The sequence below is a fragment of the Micromonospora sp. CA-249363 genome (assembly GCF_050950185.1).
Taxonomy (GTDB): Bacteria; Actinomycetota; Actinomycetes; order Mycobacteriales; family Micromonosporaceae; genus Micromonospora.
The window spans coordinates 1,570,548-1,589,394 of record NZ_CP192020.1; the positions used below are offsets into that span (position 1 = coordinate 1,570,548).

Sequence of the window (18,847 nt, forward strand, 5' to 3'; positions counted from 1 at the left end):
CCCTCGGATGGTGTCTGCCACCTCTCCTTCCGCTTCCGACAACGCCGAGGGCCGTCGCGTCGCCCTGCTCACCCTGGGCTGCGCCCGCAACGAGGTCGACTCGGAGGAGCTGGCCGCCCGGCTGCACGCCGACGGCTGGCAGGTGAGCACCGACGGCGAGGGCGCCGACGTGGTGGTCGTTAACACCTGCGGCTTCGTGGAGAAGGCCAAGCAGGATTCGATCCAGACGCTGCTCGCCGCCGCCGGTACGGGCGCCAAGGTGGTGGCCGCCGGCTGCATGGCCGAGCGGTACGGCAAGGAGCTGGCCGACAGTCTGCCCGAGGCGCAGGCGGTGCTGAGCTTCGACGACTACCCGGACATCGCCGCCCGGCTCAACGCCGTGGTCGCCGGTGAGCAGGTGACCGCGCACACCCCGCGGGACCGCCGCGAGCTGCTGCCGCTGACGCCGGTGAAGCGCCGCGACAGCGGCGTGTCCCTGCCCGGGCACGGCACCGTGGCGCGCGCCGCCGTCGACACCGACGAGCACACCCCGGCGCACCTGCGTCAGGTGCTGCGCCGTCGACTGGACACCGGCCCGGTCGCGTCCTTGAAGCTCGCCAGCGGCTGTGACCGGCGCTGCGCGTTCTGTGCCATCCCGGCGTTCCGTGGGGCGTTCGTCTCCCGTACGCCGGACGAGCTGCTCGCCGAGGCGGAGTGGCTGGCCAAGACCGGCGTACGGGAGCTGGTGCTGGTCAGCGAGAACTCCACCTCGTACGGCAAGGACCTGGGCGACCCGCGGGCGCTGGAGAAGCTGTTGCCGCAGCTCGCCGCGGTGTCCGGCATCGTCCGGGTGCGGGTGAGCTACCTCCAGCCCGCCGAGACGCGGCCCGGGCTGGTCGAGGCGATCGCCGGTACGCCCGGGGTGGCCCCGTACTTCGACCTGTCGTTCCAGCACTCGAGTGAGCCCGTGCTGCGCCGGATGCGGCGTTTCGGCTCCACCGACCGGTTCCTGGAGTTGCTGGCTAGTGCCCGTTCGCTGGCCCCGGAGGCGGGCGCGCGGAGCAACTTCATCGTCGGCTTCCCCGGCGAGACCCGCGCCGACGTCGACGAGCTGACCCGGTTCCTGACCGAGGCCCGGCTGGACGCGATCGGCATGTTCGACTACAGCGACGAGGACGGCACCGAGGCGGCCGGCCTGCCCGGCAAGGTGTCCGCCGCCACCATCAAGCGGCGGTACGACCGGCTGAGCGCGCTCGCCGACGAGCTCTGCTCCCAGCGGGCCGAGGATCGGCTCGGCTCGACCGTCGAGGTGCTCGTCGACGCGATCGTGGACGGTGTGGTGGAGGGCCGCGCCGCGCACCAGGCGCCGGAGGTGGACGGATCGACGACGCTTGTCGCGCCGGCCGACGGCGGGGTCGACCTGGCCGCCCTGCGCCCGGGTGACCTGGTGCGGGCCACGGTGACCGGCACCGAAGGGGTGGATCTGCTCGCGGTGCCGGATGAGATGATCTCGGCGGCGCCCGGCGCGGCACGGTGACGGCGGGCCCGGACGGAGCGGGGGAGCCAGGTGGTGCGGTGCCGGGAACGCCACGGCGGCGCGGGCGGAGCGAGACGGTGACCGGAGCGACGGAGTCGACGCCGGCCCGGGTGGTCGCGCGGGTACCCGTGCTCAACGCGGCCAACGCCCTGACCGCGTTGCGGCTGGTGCTGGTGCCGGTCTTCGCCGCCTCGGTGATCGTGTCCGGGATGAGTCACGCCGGCTGGCGGATGGCGGCCTGCCTGATCTTCGCGGTGGCCTCGGCCACCGATCTGGTGGACGGCTGGATCGCCCGCCGGTTCGGACTGGTCACCTCGGTCGGCAAGGTGGCCGACCCGATCGCCGACAAGGCGCTCACCGGCGCGGCGTTGGTGCTGCTCTCCTGGTACGACCGGCTGCCCTGGTGGGTGACGACGCTGATCCTCGTCCGTGAGGTGGGCATCACCGGGCTGCGGTTCTGGGTGATCCGGCACGGTGTGATCGCCGCCAGCCGGGGCGGCAAGATCAAGACCGCGCTCCAGATCCTGGCCATCGCCTGGTACCTCTGGCCGATGCCGGCCGCCCTCGCCGCCGTCGGCCCCTGGATCATGGGCGCCGCCGTTCTGGTCACGGTGGCGACAGGCTTCGACTACATCCTCCAGGCCCTCCGCCTCCGCCGCCCCCGCCCCTGACCCGCCCCACCCCGCCTGCCCGCCCGCCCGCAGGCATGCGGTGATCATGAAGTTGTTGCCTCTCGGGCCGGCGTGTCGGGGCGATAACTTCATGATCGACAGGGCTCGGGCGGGAGGGTTGGGCGGGGTTGGGCGGGAGGGTTGGGGGGTGGCGGGTGGGGAAGGACGGGATCATGCAGCGGGAAGAGAACGCGACGGGTAGCGCGGCGGCGGGTGTCGTGCACAGCCTGTCGCAGCGGCACGAGACCCTCGCCACCGTCGAATCGCTCACCGGCGGGCTGCTGGCCGCGTCGATCGTGGAGATCGCCGGGGTCAGCGGGATCTACCGGGGCGGACTGGTCGTCTACGCCACCGAGCTGAAGGCCACGTTGGCCGGCGTACCGGCCGATCTGCTCAGCGAGCGCGGACCGGTCGACCCCGACGTGGCGGCGGCGCTCGCCGAGGGCGGTCGGCGGCGCTGCGGGGCGGACTGGGGGCTCGCCACCACCGGCGTCGCCGGCCCGGAGCCGCAGGACGGCAAACCCGTCGGCCTGGTCTACGTCGCCGTCGCCGGCCCGGATGGCGTCGAGGTCCGCGAACTCGACCTCGACGGCGGGCGGGACCACGTACGCTCGGCCGCCGTGATCGAGGCGCTGCGGCTGCTCGCCGAACGCATCCACGCCGCCGACGAGGCCGCTCTCAACAGCCCGGAGCCGGCGGACGCGAGCGCGTCTGCCGGCGCGGACAGCACCGGCGGTGCCGCCGGGGACGGCGCGGAAGCGGTCGGTGACGACGCCCTGGACGGCCTGGGGACGGCCGGCGCGGGGCGTCGGTGAGTCGTCCCGCCAGGATCCGACGGGCGGGGTGGGATGTCGCCGGGGCGCGCAGCGGGTACGGTTGCGGGAAGGCTCCGACGCTCGGAGTCGGCGCGGTCCGCCGCGGCCGGCTGCCTGACGCCGGGCGTGAGGTATCCCTCAGGGGGAGGTGCGATGGTCCTGCTACGCCGGGTGATCGGTGACGCACTGCGGGCGCGCCGGCAGGGACAGCAGCGCACACTGCGTGAGGTGTCCACCGCCGCCAATGTCAGCCTCGGTTACCTCTCCGAGATCGAGCGAGGGCACAAGGAGCCGTCCAGCGAGTTGCTGGCCGCGATCTGTGACGCGCTCGGCGCTCGCCTCTCCGAGCTTCTGCGCGAGGTGAGCGACACCGTGGCGCTCGCCGAGCAGATGCCCGCCGGGGTGCTCGTCGGCATGCAGGACGAGCCGGCCGAGGCCGCGCCCGTCGCGCCGGCCGCCGTGCGCAAGGCCGCCAACCGGGGCGTCCGCCAGGTCACGTCCGACGGCAAGGTCGCCGTGTCGGTCCGGCAGGACTCCCCGCTGCGGGCGACGCTGCGCAGCACGCGGGTCCGGCCCACCGAGCGTGACCGGGACGTGGTCTGCGCCGCCTGAGCCCCGCGCTTCCGTTGCCCATGGGCGAGGTGGCCCCGGCCGCGTAGGGTTGCCCGCAGGAGCCGACGGTTCCCGTCGTGCGCCCGGTACGGATGCCGCGCTGGCGTTCTGCTGGGACGATGGAGACCGGCCGGGTCGCGGTCGGTCGGCGCAATCCGGCCCGACCGCGGTGCAGCGACGCTACTGAGGGGATACCGCGGAGATGGCGAACCCGTTCGTCAAGGGCTGGAACTACCTGATGGCGCTGTTCGGCGCGAAGATCGACGAGCACGCCGACCCCAAGGTGCAGATCCAGCAGGCCATCGAGGATGCCCAGCGGCAGCACCAGGCGCTGGTCCAGCAGGCGGCCGCCGTCATCGGCAACCAGCGTCAGCTGGAGATGAAGCTGTCCCGGCAGATGTCCGAGGTCGAGCGGCTCCAGGGCAACGCCCGGCAGGCCCTGGTGCTCTCCGACCAGGCCCGTGCCAAGGGCGACGAGGCCGAGGCGGCGCGGTTCGAGCAGTCCGCGCAGGCCCTGGCCACCCAGCTGGTCTCCGCCGAGCAGGCCACCGAGGACCTGAAGACCCTGCACGACCAGGCGCTCGGCGCGGCCGCGCAGGCCCGCCGCGCCGTCGAGAACAACTCGATGATCCTCCAGCAGAAGCTCGCCGAGCGCACCAAGCTGCTCAGCCAGCTGGAGCAGGCCAAGATGCAGGAGACCGTGGCCCGCTCGTTGGAGTCGATGTCGACGCTGACCGCGCCCGGCACCACTCCGTCCCTGGACGAGGTACGGGACCGTATCGAGCGGCGGTACGCCAACGCGATGGGCCGCGCCGAGCTGGCCGGCAACTCCGTCGAAGGTCGGATGCTGGAGATCCAGAAGGCGACGATCGACTCGGCGGGCTCGGCCCGTCTGGAGCAGATCCGTTCCAGCATGGCGGGGGAGCAGCTCGGCGGCACGGGGCAGCGCCAGGCGGTCCCGCAGGCCGAGCAGGCGGGCCCCGCCGGCGACCCGTCCGCCGCCGCGAGGCTGGACGAGCTGCGCGCCAGCATGGCCCGTGAGCGGGGCACCGGCGACCCGACCGCCGCCGGCTGAACGACCGGTCCGAGGGGGTCTTTTCGGTGGCAGACGAGCGGACGCGCTACTTCCGTCAACTGGGTCGGCTGCGCCGGTCCGCCCGGCGTTGGAGCGTACTGGCCGGTGGGCTCGGCGGCGCCGCGGCGGTGCTGACCCCGTACGCCGGCCTCGGTCTGCCGGACGCGGCCTGGGCCGGCGCCGCGGGCAGCGCGGTGGCGTTGGCCGCCTGGCGCTGGATCGACCTGCGGGCGTTGGCCGCCCAACCCGCGCCCCCGGCACTGGACCCGGCCGAGGCCGCCGCCCGGTCCCGGGCCCGCCTGGTGGCCGCCGTCGAGCGACTGCCGGTCGGCTCGGGGGTGCTGGCGGAGGTACGCCGGGTGCGCAGCCGGGTCGCGCTGCGGGGCACCACCGCCGGGCAGCAGTGGGCGCGACTGGACCGCGCCTCGCTCACCCTGGCCGGGATGGCGCCCCGGCTCACCGGGCTGGCCGAACCGGCCGTGCTGGAGGCCACCGCCGCCGACCGGTCGTTGCGGGAGCTCGCCAACCGGGTGGCCAGCGTCGAACGGGCCCTGCGGCTCGCGCCGACCGACGCCCGGGCGCCGCTGGCCGACGCCCACGCCGCGTTGACCGCGCAGTTGGAGGGCGGGGTGGCGGCGTACGAGCGGCTGGTGGTGGCCGCCGCCGGCTACCTCGCCGAGGACGCCCGTCCGGAACCCACCCACCCGGCCGCGGACCGACTCACCGAGGCCACCGATCTCCTGCACGGCGTGGCGTCGGCCCTGGCCGAGCTGCGCGGCGGCGGCGCCGGCCTGCGCACGCCCACCCGCTGAGGCCGCGCGCCCACCCGCCGCGCGCGCCCGTCACGGTGGCGTCGTGACCGGGATGGGACCGGTGTACGGCGAGCTGCCCACGACGTTGAACGACCGGATCCGGTAGTGGTAGGTCACGCCCCGGGCCAGGCCCGTGTTGGTGAAGCCGCGACCGGTCACCGTGAAGGTCGCCACCTCGTGGCCGAACGCCGGGTCCAGCGCCCGCTGCACGATGAAGCCGGCTCCCGGGCCGACCGGGGTGTGCGTCGTCCAGACCAGCACCACCGTGGCGGTATCCAAGCCCGGCGCGCTCGCGGTGGCGTTCACCTCAGCGGGGGTGCTCGGCGCGGGCGGGGTGCTCGCCGCGGCCACCGTCGACCACGCCGAGGCGGCGCCCAGGTAGGTGGTGCGGACCCGGTAGTAGTACGTGGTGTCCGGTGCCGCCGTGGTGTCCAGGTGGTTGTCGCCGACCCCGATCGCGGTGGTACCCGGCCCGCTGGTGAAGGTCGGGTTGGTGGCTCGCTGGACATCGATGCCGGTGGCGAAGGACCGGTTCGTCCAGCGCAACGCCACCCGCAGCGGCGCGGCGGGTGGGATCGCCGCGATCAGGCCCCCCGGCGCGGCGAGGTGCACCGAGGCGGGGACGCTGTTCGACCAGGACGAATAGCTCACCTCGTTCTCCGCCCGGATCCGGTAGTGGTAGGTGACGCCGGGGGTGACCGTCGCGTCGGTGTAGCGGGTCGCCGTCGCCGCGACGGTGATCGTGGTGACGTCGCCGCCGAACGACCCGTCGGTGGCCCGTTGCAGCAGGTGGCTCGTCGCGGGCGGGCGTCCGCCGTTGCCGGTCCAGGCCAGCGCGATCGCCGGCAGGGCGGTGGCCGAGCCGGGCACCGGCGTCGCGGTCAGCCCGGTGGGCGCCCGCGGCGTCACCCGCAGCACCAGCGGCCGGCTCATGCCCAGGTCGCGGTGGCCGGCGAGCTGACTGTGCCAGCGGTACTCCCAACCCAGGTTGACCATCTGGTTGACCACCACGGCGGGTCGCCCGTCGGTCGGGCTGACCGGCGTCGACCCGGTCCGCGCGCCGGCCGGACGGCCGGGGTCGAGCAGCCGCACACTGTCGCCCAGCTTGAACGGCAGGGCCGGGGCGACCGGGCGGAGCGCCACCACCACGTCCTCTCGGGGGTTGACCCGGACGACCTGCTTCCAGCCCAGCTCCGCCGGGTGCGGGGGCCGCTGCGTGCCGTCCCAGCCCACCCGGTTGACGATCTGCACGTCGCAGCCGCCGAAGCGCAGCGGCTCGGTCTGCCGTACGTTGCCGCTGATCCGCCAGAGCTGCGTGCCGTCGGTCGGCGCACCCACCGGTGTCGCCGGGTCGGCCGCGAACAGCACCTCGGTCACCGGATCGGTCGGCCCGAGCGGCAGGGTCGCCGGGGCGAGCGGTCCGGTGTGCGGATGACCCACCCCGAGCCGCCCGGCCAGTCGGCCGTGACCGGGCTCGAAGACCTGCTGCGCGGCCTTGACCTCGATCGGCAGGGTCACCGGGCCGGTGCCCGCCAGCGGCGTGAACGTCACCGTGTCGGCGTGCGCCGAGACGACCGTCTCGGCCGTGGTCCGGCTGCCGAACGCCGGGTCGTACGCCGGCTGCGGCACGATCGGCGGGCGCTGACTGGTCGCGTACGCCACGGGCAGGCGCTCCCGTAGCCGGTCCAGGTCGTACGGTCCTTCGGGCGTGCCGGTCACCCGGAACTGCACCAGGGTGCGGGTGTTCGGGCCGTACCCCGGTTCGGTGGTTGGCGGACCGCCCTCGGCCGTGCGGTCCGGCGCGTCGGTGTGCTGGTCGTAGCGGGGGTCGAAGCCGGGCAGCGGCGCCGGGGCGTCGTTGTAGAGGATCAGCGTGCTGCCCGGCTCCACGGTGGAGAAGTCGACGAGCACGTCGGCCCCCTCACCCGGGGCGAGCAGCAGTGTGTGCCCGTCGACGTTGAGCACGGTCGGGTCGAGCCGGTCGTAGCGGTAGCCGATCGGCCGGTTCGGCAGCACCACCGGGGCGGGCAGCAGCCCGGCCTCGTTGCCGATCTGGACGAATTCCGGGCCGGCGGCCCGCGGGTCGGGCACACCGCCGTCACGCCCGTCGCTCGGCCAACCGGCCGGTCGGTCCGCCGACCGCACGGCGGGCACCATCGGCACCTCACCGGCGTCCGCTTCGGCCAGGCTGCCGTCGTCGGCCCACATGGGCGCGTCCGAGCAGGCCCGGTAGAGCTGGAGGTTGAGGCTGCGGTCCAGGCAGGCGTTGAGGATGCGCAGGCGGTACACCGCGGGGCGCACCCGCAGGTACGGGTACGCGACACCGTTGACCAGCGGGGTGTCCCCGTACGCGGCGGGCACCGCCGACGGGTGCGGCACCCCGGGGCGCATCGGCGGTTCGGCACCACCGCCGACGGGGTCGTGGTGCGGGTTCGGCACCGGCCCGGGACCGGTCAGCGGTGGCTCGCCGGCGATCCGTTCGGCGATCGGCCAACCGTCCACGGTGGGGCCGCTGTCGTTCCGACCGCCGTCCGGCGCCGGAGGGCGTGACCAGGGACCGTAGTCCCACCGGCCGGTGGGGTTGCGCCCGCCGGACCGGTACGGGTTCTGCCGGGGCTGGTAGACGTGGGGATACCACAGGCTGCCCCGGGCACCCCAGCGCTCCCGGTCCCAGGTCGGGTCCTCGGCGGCCAGTTGGGTGTCGTCCGGCACGAACGTCTTGTCCTCGATCACCAGGGGCACCTGCTCGGCCGGCAGCACCCCCTCGGCGACGAGTTCGTCCTCGACCGGGTCGGTGAGCAGGTACGGCGCGAGCTGCCCACCGTAGACGGTGAGCCGGGCCAGCCCGAGGGTGTTGTCGTGGAACCACAGCAGCCGGCCGCTCTGCTCGTTGGGGAAGTAGAGCGTGGTGGCGCCGGCGCCGGGCGCCGGCATGTCCGGCACGGGCGTGAGTCCGGTCCCGGTCGGGTACGGGGTGATCTCCCCGGCCGGGGTGACCCAGTGGCCCGGGTTGCCCGCGCTGGTCCACCCGGTCTGCGCCCCGGCCAGGTGCAGCACCGCCCGGTTCTGCGGGTACGGCGCAGGGCCGTCCAGCGGCCCGAGGCCGGCTCCCTCGACCGTCTCGTCGACCGGCAGGAACAACTCGCCGGCCCGGCCGCTGGGAAGCTGGTTGATGAACTTCACCCGGACCGGTCGGCCCCGCCGGGCGCGGATCATCGGGCCGAGGTGCCAGGGCCGATCCGGTGGCGCCACGGTGTTGTGGCCCGACGGGTCGGTGCCCAGGTTGAGCTGCCGGTAGCCGCGCAGCCGGGTGACCGGCAGGTCCCGGTGCAGGCGTTGCACGTACTCCTGGAGCCCGATCTCGTAGTAGTCGCAGCCCGGGTAGCTGATCGTGTCGGGCACCGCCACCGGCAGCGCCTCGTCGCCGGGTACGGGCAGCGCGTCGACGAACTTGCGCAGGCCGGTGCCCGGCACCAGGCGGCCGTCCGGGGCACGCGTCGGGCGGGGACTGTACGCGACGTTCGGCACCGGTCCGAAGCAGCGTGGCTCGGCGGACGGGTCCAGGCTCGTCGTGGGCGCGGCCTCCTCGGCGGTACGCGCGGTCGGGACGGACGCCGTCCGACCGAGGCCGTCAGGGGCGGTCCGGTAGAAGAAGGTGGAGCGGAGTCTGCGGAAGATCGCCATGACTCTCCCCGGGGTCGGGGCACGAGGAACGCCACCCCGGCGTGGCGGCCCTCGGCACTCTGCTGACAGGCGGTGAGCACCCAACCGCAGCATGCGACGTCGAGGGGTCGGTTAGGAATTACCCAATCGTCCGTATCTGGGATGACCTCGATCCACAACGCCTGGTCAGCCCGGCGGCGGGGTCCCCGATCGCTCCGGCTGGCAGACCGCGCACCAGTAGGTGACTCGTTCGCCCAGCTCCTCCTTGCTGACGGCGGCGCCGCAGCGGCGGCACGGCTGGGCGCGGCGGCCGTACACGTAGCTGGTCTGCCCCCGGTGCAGCGAGCCGGTGGTGCTCTGCGTCCAACGCCCACGGTTGGCGGCCAGCAGCCGCTGCGCGAGCGCCACCAGACCCGGCAGGTCGGGCACCGCGCCGACGGGCGTCCACGGCGACACGCCCCGCAGGAACAGCACCTCACACTTGTAGAGGTTGCCCACCCCGGCCAGGTTGCGCTGGTCCAGCAGGGCCTCGCCGATGGTCTGCTCCGGATGTGCGGCGAGGCGGCGCGTCGCCTCGGCGGCGTCCCAGTCCGGGCCGAGCAGATCCGGCCCGAGGTGGCCCACCAGGGCGTCCTCCTCCCCGGTGGGCACCAGAGCCAGCTCGTGCAGGTGGTAGCCCACCGCCACCGCACCGGGGCTGCGCAGCACCACCCGGATCAGGTGCGCGGGCCGTCCACTCCACCGTTCCCCCGGCGCGTACGCCCGCCAGGCGCCGTCCATCCGCAGGTGGGAGTGCAGCGTCCACGGCGCCTCGTCCGGGGCGGCGAGGCGGAGCAGCAGGTGCTTGCCCCGGCTGGCCGACTCGCGGACGGTCCAGCCGGTGAGGTCGGTGGTGGCCAACCGGGGCACCCGGAAGTCGGAGCCGGTCAGCCGCGCGCCGGCCAGCGCGCGGTGCAGCACGCGGGCGGTGTTCCAGACGGTGTCACCTTCGGGCACGCTGCCATCCTCCCTCTTTCGAGCAAGATTCGCATGTGTCGCTATTTGTAGCCAGGTTCCTCATGATCTCCGGACATGCGATGGTCAGGGAGTTCTGAGGAGAATGCCCATGAGACGACACCATTGTCGTATCCGACCCGCCACCCTCGCCGCCATCCTCGCTCTCGCCCTCATCGCAGCCGTCGTGCCCGTCACCAACGCCACCCGGACCACCGCCCCCGCGACTGCCGGGTCGCTCACCCTGACCGCCGCCGCGCCCGCCACCGAACGCTGGAGCGCCGACCTGTCGGTCATCGACCGGGACGACGTCAACGTCCGCCGCACCGCCGCCGGACTGCGGCTGCGCGAGGCCCGTGCTGCCGGACGCAGCCCCCGCAGCCCGCACAGCGCGCTCGCCGAGGGCATGCTCCTCAGCGCCCCACGCACCCTCGCCCGGCCGGCCACCCGGGTCCACGCCGAGATCAACGCCGACGTACCCGCCGGCGCGAGCGCGGAGGCGCAGGTGCGCGGATGGCGGATCAACGGCTGGACCGAGTGGCGGGCCGCCGCCGCCGGCGTCACCTTCGACCGGCCGGTCAGCCGCGTGCAGACCCGGGTGGTGCTGACCGCGCGGGCCGGCGGGGCCACAGCGACGGTACGCGGCATCCAGCTCACCGCCGACGCGACCGCCGCCGTCTCCGCCGCCACGCCCGGCCTCACCTACCGGGTGTACGCCACCCGCATCGGACTGGTCGGCGAACTGACCGCCAACGGCCGCACCGTGCAGCCGCGCGACCACTTCGTGGCCCTACCGTCGCGCCGCGGCCTCTCGCCGCTCAACACCGGCGACTACACCGTGCGGGTCTGCACCACCACGGGCTCGCGCTGCGAGTACGCCCCGGTCTGGGACGTCGGGCCGTGGAACACCCGCGACGACTACTGGAACCCGTCCGCCGTACGCGAGAACTGGAAGAACCTGCCGCAGGGCCGGCCCGAGGCGCAGGCCGCCTACCAGTCCGGCTACAACGGTGGGCGGGACCAGTTCGGGCGTACCGTGCTCAACCCGGCCGGCATCGACCTGGCCGACGGCACCTTCTGGGACGGTCTGCAACTCGCCACCAACGCCTGGGTGGACGTCGCGTACCTGTGGACCGGCGGCGGACCGCGCGCCGTCGTGGGTGACGGCCCGCTCAACATCCGCACCGGGCCCAGCACCTCGTACGGGATCCGTGGCCTCGCCGCGCGGTTCGCCAACGTACCGGTCCAGTGCTACGTCACCGGCCAGTCGGTCGCCGGCCCGTACCGCACCACCACCAGGTGGAACCGCCTGGCCACCGGCCAGTACGTCAGCCACGCGTACATCTCCACCGTCTACGGCGGCACCGTACCGGTCTGCTGAGACGACCTCGCTTCGGCGGGCGCCGCGTCAGGGGCGCTCGTCGGGGCGGGCGGGACGCACCATGTCCTGGTAACGCGGGTGACTCGCCCCGTAGACGGCGTAGTTGAGCCGGGCGTGCGACAGACTCAGGTCGCCGTTGGCGCCGCCCCGCACCGCGTCCGCGTCGGCGTCACTCTGACCGTCGTCGGTCCAGAAACAGACCGGGCAGGTCCCGCCGCCGGTCCGAGAGGCACAACAGGGACAGCCCACGGGAACTACGTGTTCACCCACCGGTTCACCCACCGGGGCAGCATTCCACAATCGAATGTCACCGGGCCACCCGCAGGAGGTCACCGGGGCGTACGCCGAGGACGTCCACGGCCCGCCCGCCGTTGACCGCCACCGCCACCAGGTCGGCGGAGTCGACGTACACCACCAGGGCCTGAGGTTGCGCGTCGCCGAACGTCCGTCCGCGCACCGCCGGGTGCGACGGCGTCGGCCCGGGCGGTCCGACCCGCACGGTGGCCGCGAGCGCACCGAGCACCTCGCCCGGCGCGGCCAGTTGCACGTTGCCGAAATGGTCGACGGTCAGCACCTCGGCGGTGAAGCCGTCGGCGTCACGGGTCACGACCGGCGTCGGTAGCCGGACCAGTCCGTCCGGGTCGACCGCCGGACCAGCCTCGGCCAGCGGCGCCCCAAGCGCCAGGCGTGCCGCGACCGGGGCGAAGACGTCCCGGCCGTGGAACGTGCCGGACACCCGGGCCGCCAGCCACCGCGGCTCGGTCAGCTCCACGGCGGCGCTCACCCCGCCGAGCGCGGCGGCCGCGTCGAGCAGCAGCCCGCTGTCCGGGCCGACCAACAACCCTCCCGGCGTGGCCAGGGCGATGCCCCGTCGGGCGGTGCCGACCCCCGGATCGACCACCGCCACGTGCACGCCCACCGGCAGGTACGGCACGGTCTGCGCCAGCACGGCGGCACCCCGCCGGACGTCCGCCGGCGGCACCAGATGCGTCACGTCGATGACCCGGACGGCAGGAGCGATCCGGGCGATCACCCCGTGGCAGGCGGCCACGAAGCCGTCGTCGAGGCCGTAGTCGGTGGTCAACGAAATCCACGATGTGCCGGACACCCCCGCAGGCTAACGCCCGCGCCCGCGTCGCCGCCCGCGTCCCCGAGGCCCGCGTCGCCGTGCCCGCGTCCCCGAGGCCCGCGTCGCCGCCCGCGTCGCCGTGCCCGCGTCGCCGTGCCCCGTCGCCGCCCGCGTCGCGGAGGCCCACGCAAGATCCGCGCAACTTCCCTGTTGTTGCTGCTTCCGACGCGCGGGAGGCAGCAATATCCCTGATGTTGTGCGGATCTTTGGGCGGACGACGCCTGCGGAGGGGCGGCACGGAACGGGCCGCATCGACGAGGGTGACCTGGCAGCCTGGCTGACCCGGGTGGCGGATAGCGGACAGCGCGCTGACCGACCGGCCCCTCGCGCCGCCCAGCATGGTTGGGCAGACTGCGCCTGTGACACTTCGGAGCCTGCCCGCCGTCGGGGTCCTGCTGGTCGCCGCTGCCGTCATGACCGGCTGCGGCCGTGGTGACGATGCCGAACCGTCGAGTGCCGCCCCCGTTGTCTCGTCCTCGGCCCTCCAGGCCACCGATCTGCCGAGCGTGCCGAATCCCTCGTCGGCCCCCTCCCGCACCGAATCGGCCGCACCACCGCCACCACGGTCCGTCGCACCGTCCAACGCGCCGCCGGCGCCACCGCAGGGACCGGTCGAACGTCGGCCGGCCAGTCCGCCGCCGGTGGTCCTGCCGCAGCGCCCGGCGGGTGCGCCCAGCGCCCGGCAGGTCACCGACGCGTTCAAGGCCGCCGGTCTGCGAGTCACGCACCCGAAGGACCGTTCGGTCGACTGTGGTCCGGACGGTCTCGGGCTGGGCTGCTCCGAGATCATCGCCACCGACGGCGTCACCGTCTACGTGTTCCCCGACGAGACCAGCGCCGGCGACATCGCCGAGACGTGGGGTGGTCAGTCGTACCGGCGCGGTGCCGTGGTGCTCAACTACCTCGAGGCGAAGACGCCCGCAGCCGACCGCCTCCGCTACGAGAAGGTTCTCAACGGCCTCCGCTGAGGCTGCGCCGTCGCCCCGCTGCGCTGTCTCGCTGTCCCGGTGTCTCGCTGTCCCGGTGTCCGCCGGGCTGCTGTGGCGGGGCATGGCTGCTGTGGCTGTGATGCCGGTGAGTCATCACGATGACTCTCAGGCATCAACGCCGCAGCAGTGATGGCTGGTCATCCGGCAGGGAGAGCTGCCGGATCGCGTGCGGATGCCGGGGCGAGTGGGTCTGCCCCACGAATGGCCCTCACTCAGGAAGCCGATGACGCGCAGGCAGGCCGGGCGCGGTCAGCCGTGCAGGCGGAGCGCCGACCGGTTGAGCGAGCCGCAGCGGTCGTGGGCCGCGGGCGGGTCAGCCGCGGAGGCGCAGGCCGCGCGGGGTGGCCCGGAAGCCGGCGGCGGTCAGCGCGTCACGCAGTGGCGACGAGTGCACCGCCTCACCGTCGGCCCGTTCGACCGACATCGCGCCCAGCGCTCCGGAGTGGACGGCGTCGGCGAGCGCCTTGCCGGCCGCCGCCAGCGTCTCGGTGTCGTCGGTGAAGGAGAGCAGCGTCCGGCCGCCGCGTTCCACGTACAGCACGAGGTCGCCGCCGACCTGCACCACCAGGGCGCCGGCCTTGCGGCCGGCGCGGTGGCCGGTTGCGGCGGTGGCCCCGTCGCCGGAGTCGACGACGCGGTCCGGCCAGGGGAGCGCCGCGCCGTACGGGTTGGCGGGATCGGTGGCCGCGAGGACGGTGGCCGGTCCGCCACGACCCCGCGCGCCGTTGGTCGGCTCTGCGAGGGCGCGTAGCCGGTCCACCGCGCCGGGCACGGCGAACTGGGCCGCGCCGAGGCCTTCGACGAAGTAGCCCCGGCGGGCCGCGCCGCGTTCCTCCAGCGCCGACAGCACCGGGTAGACGGCCGAGAATCCGCCGACCACCTGCTCGGCCATGACCGCGCCCCGGGTGACGACTCCGTGCCGCTCGAGCAGGACGTCGGCGAGGGCGGCGGCCCGCCTGGTCGGGTCGAGATCCCGGTCCGGGAGCCGCGACCAGCGACCGGCGACGGTCGGTGGACCGCTGCGGGTGGGCAGCGCCACCCGGCCGGGCCGCCGGTAGCGGGTGCGCGGCGCGGACGGGCGCGACCGGTGTGCCCCACCCGCGCCGAGCACCGCCCGCAGCGGGGCGAGCGTGTCGTTGGTGAGGTGCCCGGCCCACACCAGGTCCCAGATGACCCCGGTCAGCGCGGCGTCGTCGGTGGCGCCGACCCGGTCGGCCAACGCGCGGAAGAACAGCGCCTGCCCGTCGCCGAGCGCGTCGAGCACCGCGTCGTGCAGCGGGGTACGCGTCAACGCCTCGTCGGGCGGCGGGAGTAGCAGCGGCGCGGCGTCCGCGTACGCCAGGGTGACCCAGCCGTCGCCGCCGGAGATCGCCCCCGAGCCGGCCCAGAGCACCTCCCCACTGGCACACAGCTCGTCGAGCTGGGCGGGGGAGTAGTCGGCGACCCGACCGGGCAGCACCAACCGTTCCAGCGCGGACGCGGGCACGGCGGCGCCCTGCAACTGCTCGACGGTCGCCGCCAGCGCCTCCACCCCTCGCGCGGACGAGCCGACCTGCTGCCAGCGGGGCAGGAAGGTGGCGAGGGCCCGGGGTGGCACCGGTTCGATCTCCCGGCGCAGCGCCGCGAGCGAGCGGCGGCGCAGCATCCGCAGCACCTCGGCGTCGCACCACTGCGCACCGGCCGAGTCGGGCGTGAACTCGCCGGAGACGACGCGGCCGGTGGCGGCCAGGCGGCGCAGCGCCTGCTCGACCACGAACACGCCGAGCCCGAAGCGCGCCGCACAGGTCGCGGCGGCGAACGGGCCGTGGGTGCGGGCGTAACGGGCCACCAGGTCGCCCAGCGGGTCGGCCACCGGGGCGAGGTACGCCTCGGCCACCCCGACGGGCAGCGCCACGCCGAGCGCGTCGCGCAGCCGGGCGGCGTCCTCGATGCCGACCCAGCGCTGCTCGCCGGCGATCCGTACGCGCAGCACCCGGCGGGCGGCCTCCAGCTCGCTCAGCCAGCCCTCCGGCACGCCCCGCTCGGTCAGCTCGACGTCGTTCAGGTCGCCCAGTACCCGCAGCAGCTCGACCACGTCCTCCGCGTCGCGCGGTCGGCGCTGCTCGGTCAGCCAGCGCAGTTGCCGGTCGGTCTCGGCGAGCACCTCCGGATCCAGCAGCTCGCGTAGGTCGACCCGGCCCAGCAGCTCACCGAGGAGCGTGGAGTCCAGGGCCAGGGCGGCGGCCCGGCGCTCGGCGAGCGGGGCGTCGCCCTCGTAGAGGAACGCGCCCACGTAGCCGAAGAGCAGTGACCTGGCGAACGGCGACGGCGCGCTGGTCTCCACCTCGACCAGGCGGACCTTGCGGGCCGCCAGGTCGCGCATCAGTTCGGCGAGCGCCGGTTGGTCGAAGACGTCCTGCAGACACTCCCGGGCGGCTTCCAGGGTGACCGGGAAGTCGGCGTACTCGCGGGCGACGTCGAGCAGTTGCGCGGCGCGTTGCCGCTGCTGCCAGAGCGGTTGGCGGCGGCGAGGGTCGCGGCGGGGCAGCAGCAGCGACCGGGCGGCGCACTCCCGGAACCGCGCGGCGAAGAGCGCCGAGGTGCCGACCGACTCCTGGACGAGCTGGGCGATCTCGTCCGGCTCGAAGACGACCACGTCGGCGCCGGGAGGCTCGTCGGCGGTGTCCGGGAGGCGCACCACGATCCCGTCGTCCGAGGGCATGACCTGGGCGTCCACCCCGTACCGCTCGGCCAGCCGGCGGCCCACGGCGAGGGCCCACGGCCCGTTGACCCGCGCGCCGAGGACGCTGTGCACGGCGAGCCGCCAGTCGCCCAGCTCGTCACGGAAGCGCTCGACCACGACGGTGCGGTCGTCGGGCAGGGAGCGGGTGGCCTCCCGCTGGTCGCGCAGGTAGGCCATCAGGTTGGTGGCGGCCCAGTCGTCCAGGCCGCCCTCGCGCAGCGTGGTCAGCGCCGCCTCGTCACTCTGGCGCAGCAGGGCGCGGACCCGCGCGCCGATGGCCCGGCCCAGCTCCACCGGGCGGCCGAGCTGGTCGCCCTTCCAGAACGGCATCCGCGCGGCCTGGCCCGGCGCGGGGGAGACCAGCACCCGGTCGGGGGTGATCTCCTCGATGCGCCACGAGGACGAGCCGAGCAGGAAGACGTCGCCGACGCGCGACTCGTAGACCATCTCCTCGTCCAGCTCGCCGACCCGGGCGGCCCGCTCGGCGCCGGCCAGGAAGACTCCGAACAGGCCCCGGTCCGGGATCGTGCCGCCGCTGGTCACCGCCAACCGCTGCGCGCCAGGGCGGCCGGTGAGCTGGTCGCTGGCCCGATCCCAGACCAGCCGGGGGCGCAGCTCGGCGAACGCGGTGGACGGGTAGCGACCGGAGAGCATGTCCAGTACGGCGTGCAGCGCGGAGTCGGGCAGCTCGGCGAAGGGCGCGGCCCGCCGGACCAGCACCGCCAGATCGCCCACCTGCCACGGCTCCAGGGCCACCATCGCGACGATCTGCTGGGCCAGCACGTCCAGCGGGTTGCGCGGGTAGTGCAGCTCCTCGATCGCGCCGTCGGTCATCCGCTCGGCCACCACCGCGCAGGACAGCAGGTCGCCCCGGTGCTTCGGGAAGACCACTCCGCGGGAGACCGCGCCCACCTGGTGCCCGGCCCGGCCGACGCGTTGCAGGCCGGCGGCGACGCTCGGCGGGGCCTCGATCTGCACCACCAGGTCGACCGCGCCCATGTCGATGCCCAGCTCCAGGCTGGAGGTCGCCACCACCGCCGGGAGCTGGCCGGACTTGAGCGCCTCCTCGATGTGCTTGCGCTCCTCCCGCGAGACGCTGCCGTGGTGGGCGCGGGCGATCACCGGCGCGGCCCCGGCCGCCGCGCCGGACTGGGCCATCACCTCGGCCGGCGCGCGACTGCTGCCGGGACCGGGCGCCGAGCCGCCGTTGGCCGGCGCGCGACTGCTGCCGGGACTGGGCGCCGAGCCGCCGTTGGCCGGCGCGCGACTGCTGCCGGGACCGGGCGCCGAGCCGCCGTTGGCCGGCGCGCGACTGCTGCCGGGACCGGGCGCCGAGCCGCCGTTGGCCGGCGGTCGGTTGCGCGCCGGACCGGCCGGGCCACCCCACCGCTGCGCGCCGGACGCCGGGTCGCCGTCGGCCGCCGGCTCGTCGCCCGCCGACCACCCCGGGGGTACGACGATCGCGCCCTCGCCCGACGTCGAGGCGATTGCGGCGGTGGCCACCTCCTCGGCGGCCAGTTCGTTGAGTCGCGCGCACAGGCGTTCGGCGCTGCGACGGGAGTTGGTGAAGACGATCGTGGAGCGGTGCTGCCCGATCAGCGAGAAGACCCGCTCCTCGACGGCCGGCCAGATCGAGGCACGGCGTGGCCCGGGCCCGCCGAGGGAGTCCTCCGGAGGCTGCTCCTGCTCGTCGAGCCGGGTCATGTCCTCCACGGGCACCTGCACGCTGACCTCGATGGTCTTCGCCGTGCGCGGCTGCACGACGTCGACCGGCCGGGCGCCGCCGAGGAACCGGGCGCAGGCGTCGATGGGCCGGACGGTGGCGGAGAGGCCGATCCGTTGGGCCGGTGTGGGCAGGAGCTCGTCGAGGCGTTCCAGGGAGAGGGCGAGGTGGGCCCCGCGCTTGCTGCCGGCCACCGCGTGGACCTCGTCGACGATCACCGTCTGGACGCCCCGCAGCGAATCCCGGGCGGCCGAGGTGAGCAGCAGGAACAGTGACTCGGGCGTGGTGATGAGGATGTCGGGTGGGGTGCGGGCGAAGGCCCTGCGCTCGTCGGCCGGCGTGTCACCGGTGCGCATCCCGACGGTGATGTCGGGTGGGGGGACGCCGAGCCGGGTCGCCGCCTGCCGGATGCCGGCCAGCGGCGCGCGGAGGTTGCGTTCGACGTCGACGGCCAGGGCCTTGAGCGGGCTGACGTAGAGCACGCGGCACCGCTGCCGTGCCTCGGTGGGCGCGGGCTCGCGGGCCAGCCGGTCCAGCGACCAGAGGAAGGCGGCGAGCGTCTTGCCGGAGCCGGTGGGGGCCACGACCAGCGCGTTACGGCCGGCCGAGACCGATCGCCAGGCGCCGGTCTGGGCGGCGGTGGGCGCGGCGAAGGCGGCGTCGAACCAGGCCCGGGTGGCCGGGCCGAACTCGCCCAGCACCCCGCCCTCGCCCACGTCTGCCCCGCTCACCGGTCCATCGTGCCC

The 18,847-nt window shown here is 74.7% G+C and carries 12 protein-coding genes and 1 pseudogene; 8 read left to right on the forward strand and 5 right to left on the reverse strand.

Features of this window, described 5'->3' with window-relative positions; all coding sequences use genetic code 11:
* Positions 1–7: 7 nt before the first annotated feature.
* The 6 genes and pseudogenes from rimO (at position 8) to pspM (ending at position 5,501) form a co-directional block, all read left to right on the forward strand.
* Positions 8–1,516: a 30S ribosomal protein S12 methylthiotransferase RimO gene (gene rimO / locus ACQPZK_RS07375; RefSeq protein ID WP_433537561.1), complete on the forward strand. Its 1,509-nt coding sequence runs from the start codon at positions 8–10 to the stop codon at positions 1,514–1,516.
* A 77-nt stretch (positions 1,517–1,593) separates the two neighbouring features.
* Entirely contained in the window at positions 1,594–2,187 is a 594-nt protein-coding gene (gene pgsA, locus ACQPZK_RS07380) for a CDP-diacylglycerol--glycerol-3-phosphate 3-phosphatidyltransferase (RefSeq protein WP_433537562.1), read from the forward strand.
* Between the two features lie 173 nt (positions 2,188–2,360).
* Positions 2,361–2,897: pseudogene (locus ACQPZK_RS07385) on the forward strand (CinA family protein); the annotation flags it as partial.
* Between the two features lie 258 nt (positions 2,898–3,155).
* Positions 3,156–3,614 carry a helix-turn-helix domain-containing protein gene (locus ACQPZK_RS07390; protein ID WP_357122511.1) on the forward strand — a complete coding sequence of 153 codons (459 nt, stop codon included), beginning with the start codon at positions 3,156–3,158 and terminating at the stop codon, positions 3,612–3,614.
* Positions 3,615–3,816: 202 nt separating this feature from the next.
* Positions 3,817–4,689 carry a PspA/IM30 family protein gene (locus ACQPZK_RS07395; protein WP_433537563.1) on the forward strand — a complete coding sequence of 291 codons (873 nt, stop codon included), beginning with the start codon at positions 3,817–3,819 and terminating at the stop codon, positions 4,687–4,689.
* A gap of 26 nt (positions 4,690–4,715) precedes the next feature.
* Positions 4,716–5,501 (forward strand): phage shock envelope stress response protein PspM, encoded by a 786-nt coding sequence (gene pspM, locus ACQPZK_RS07400; RefSeq protein ID WP_433537564.1) that lies wholly within the window; start codon positions 4,716–4,718, stop codon positions 5,499–5,501.
* 30 nt (positions 5,502–5,531) lie between these two features.
* On the opposite strand, the gene ACQPZK_RS07405 is transcribed toward pspM, so the two are convergent.
* Entirely contained in the window at positions 5,532–9,185 is a 3,654-nt protein-coding gene (locus tag ACQPZK_RS07405; protein ID WP_433537565.1) for a hypothetical protein, read from the reverse strand.
* Between the two features lie 165 nt (positions 9,186–9,350).
* Positions 9,351–10,160: a DNA-formamidopyrimidine glycosylase family protein gene (locus ACQPZK_RS07410; protein WP_433537566.1), complete on the reverse strand. Its 810-nt coding sequence runs from the start codon at positions 10,158–10,160 to the stop codon at positions 9,351–9,353.
* A gap of 109 nt (positions 10,161–10,269) precedes the next feature.
* Between ACQPZK_RS07410 and ACQPZK_RS07415 the strand changes: the two genes are divergently transcribed.
* Positions 10,270–11,538 (forward strand): hypothetical protein, encoded by a 1,269-nt coding sequence (locus tag ACQPZK_RS07415; RefSeq protein WP_433537567.1) that lies wholly within the window; start codon positions 10,270–10,272, stop codon positions 11,536–11,538.
* 27 nt (positions 11,539–11,565) lie between these two features.
* Here the strand turns inward: ACQPZK_RS07415 and ACQPZK_RS07420 are convergent, their stop codons facing one another.
* A complete protein-coding gene (locus ACQPZK_RS07420) occupies positions 11,566–11,871 on the reverse strand; it encodes a CPCC family cysteine-rich protein (protein WP_433537568.1) in 306 nt (101 codons plus the stop codon).
* A complete protein-coding gene (locus ACQPZK_RS07425; RefSeq protein WP_433537569.1) occupies positions 11,846–12,646 on the reverse strand; it encodes an SAM hydrolase/SAM-dependent halogenase family protein in 801 nt (266 codons plus the stop codon). Before ACQPZK_RS07425 ends, ACQPZK_RS07420 begins: the two co-directional genes overlap by 26 nt.
* A gap of 380 nt (positions 12,647–13,026) precedes the next feature.
* Here ACQPZK_RS07425 and ACQPZK_RS07430 point away from each other — a divergent pair, with 380 nt between their 5' ends.
* Complete coding sequence (locus ACQPZK_RS07430; RefSeq protein WP_433537570.1) at positions 13,027–13,635, forward strand: hypothetical protein; 609 nt, start codon at positions 13,027–13,029, stop codon at positions 13,633–13,635.
* 334 nt (positions 13,636–13,969) lie between these two features.
* On the opposite strand, the gene ACQPZK_RS07435 is transcribed toward ACQPZK_RS07430, so the two are convergent.
* Positions 13,970–18,832 (reverse strand): Lhr family helicase, encoded by a 4,863-nt coding sequence (locus ACQPZK_RS07435; RefSeq protein WP_433537571.1) that lies wholly within the window; start codon positions 18,830–18,832, stop codon positions 13,970–13,972.
* Between the last annotated feature and the right edge of the window lie 15 nt (positions 18,833–18,847).

Coding starts and splice junctions, on each gene's coding strand:
- rimO (WP_433537561.1), top strand. CDS start 8: ATGGTGTCTGCCACCTCTCCTTCCGCTTCCGACAACGCCGAGGGCCGT.
- ACQPZK_RS07390 (WP_357122511.1), top strand. CDS start 3,156: ATGGTCCTGCTACGCCGGGTGATCGGTGACGCACTGCGGGCGCGCCGG.
- ACQPZK_RS07395 (WP_433537563.1), top strand. CDS start 3,817: ATGGCGAACCCGTTCGTCAAGGGCTGGAACTACCTGATGGCGCTGTTC.
- ACQPZK_RS07405 (WP_433537565.1), bottom strand. CDS start 9,185: ATGGCGATCTTCCGCAGACTCCGCTCCACCTTCTTCTACCGGACCGCC.
- ACQPZK_RS07415 (WP_433537567.1), top strand. CDS start 10,270: ATGAGACGACACCATTGTCGTATCCGACCCGCCACCCTCGCCGCCATC.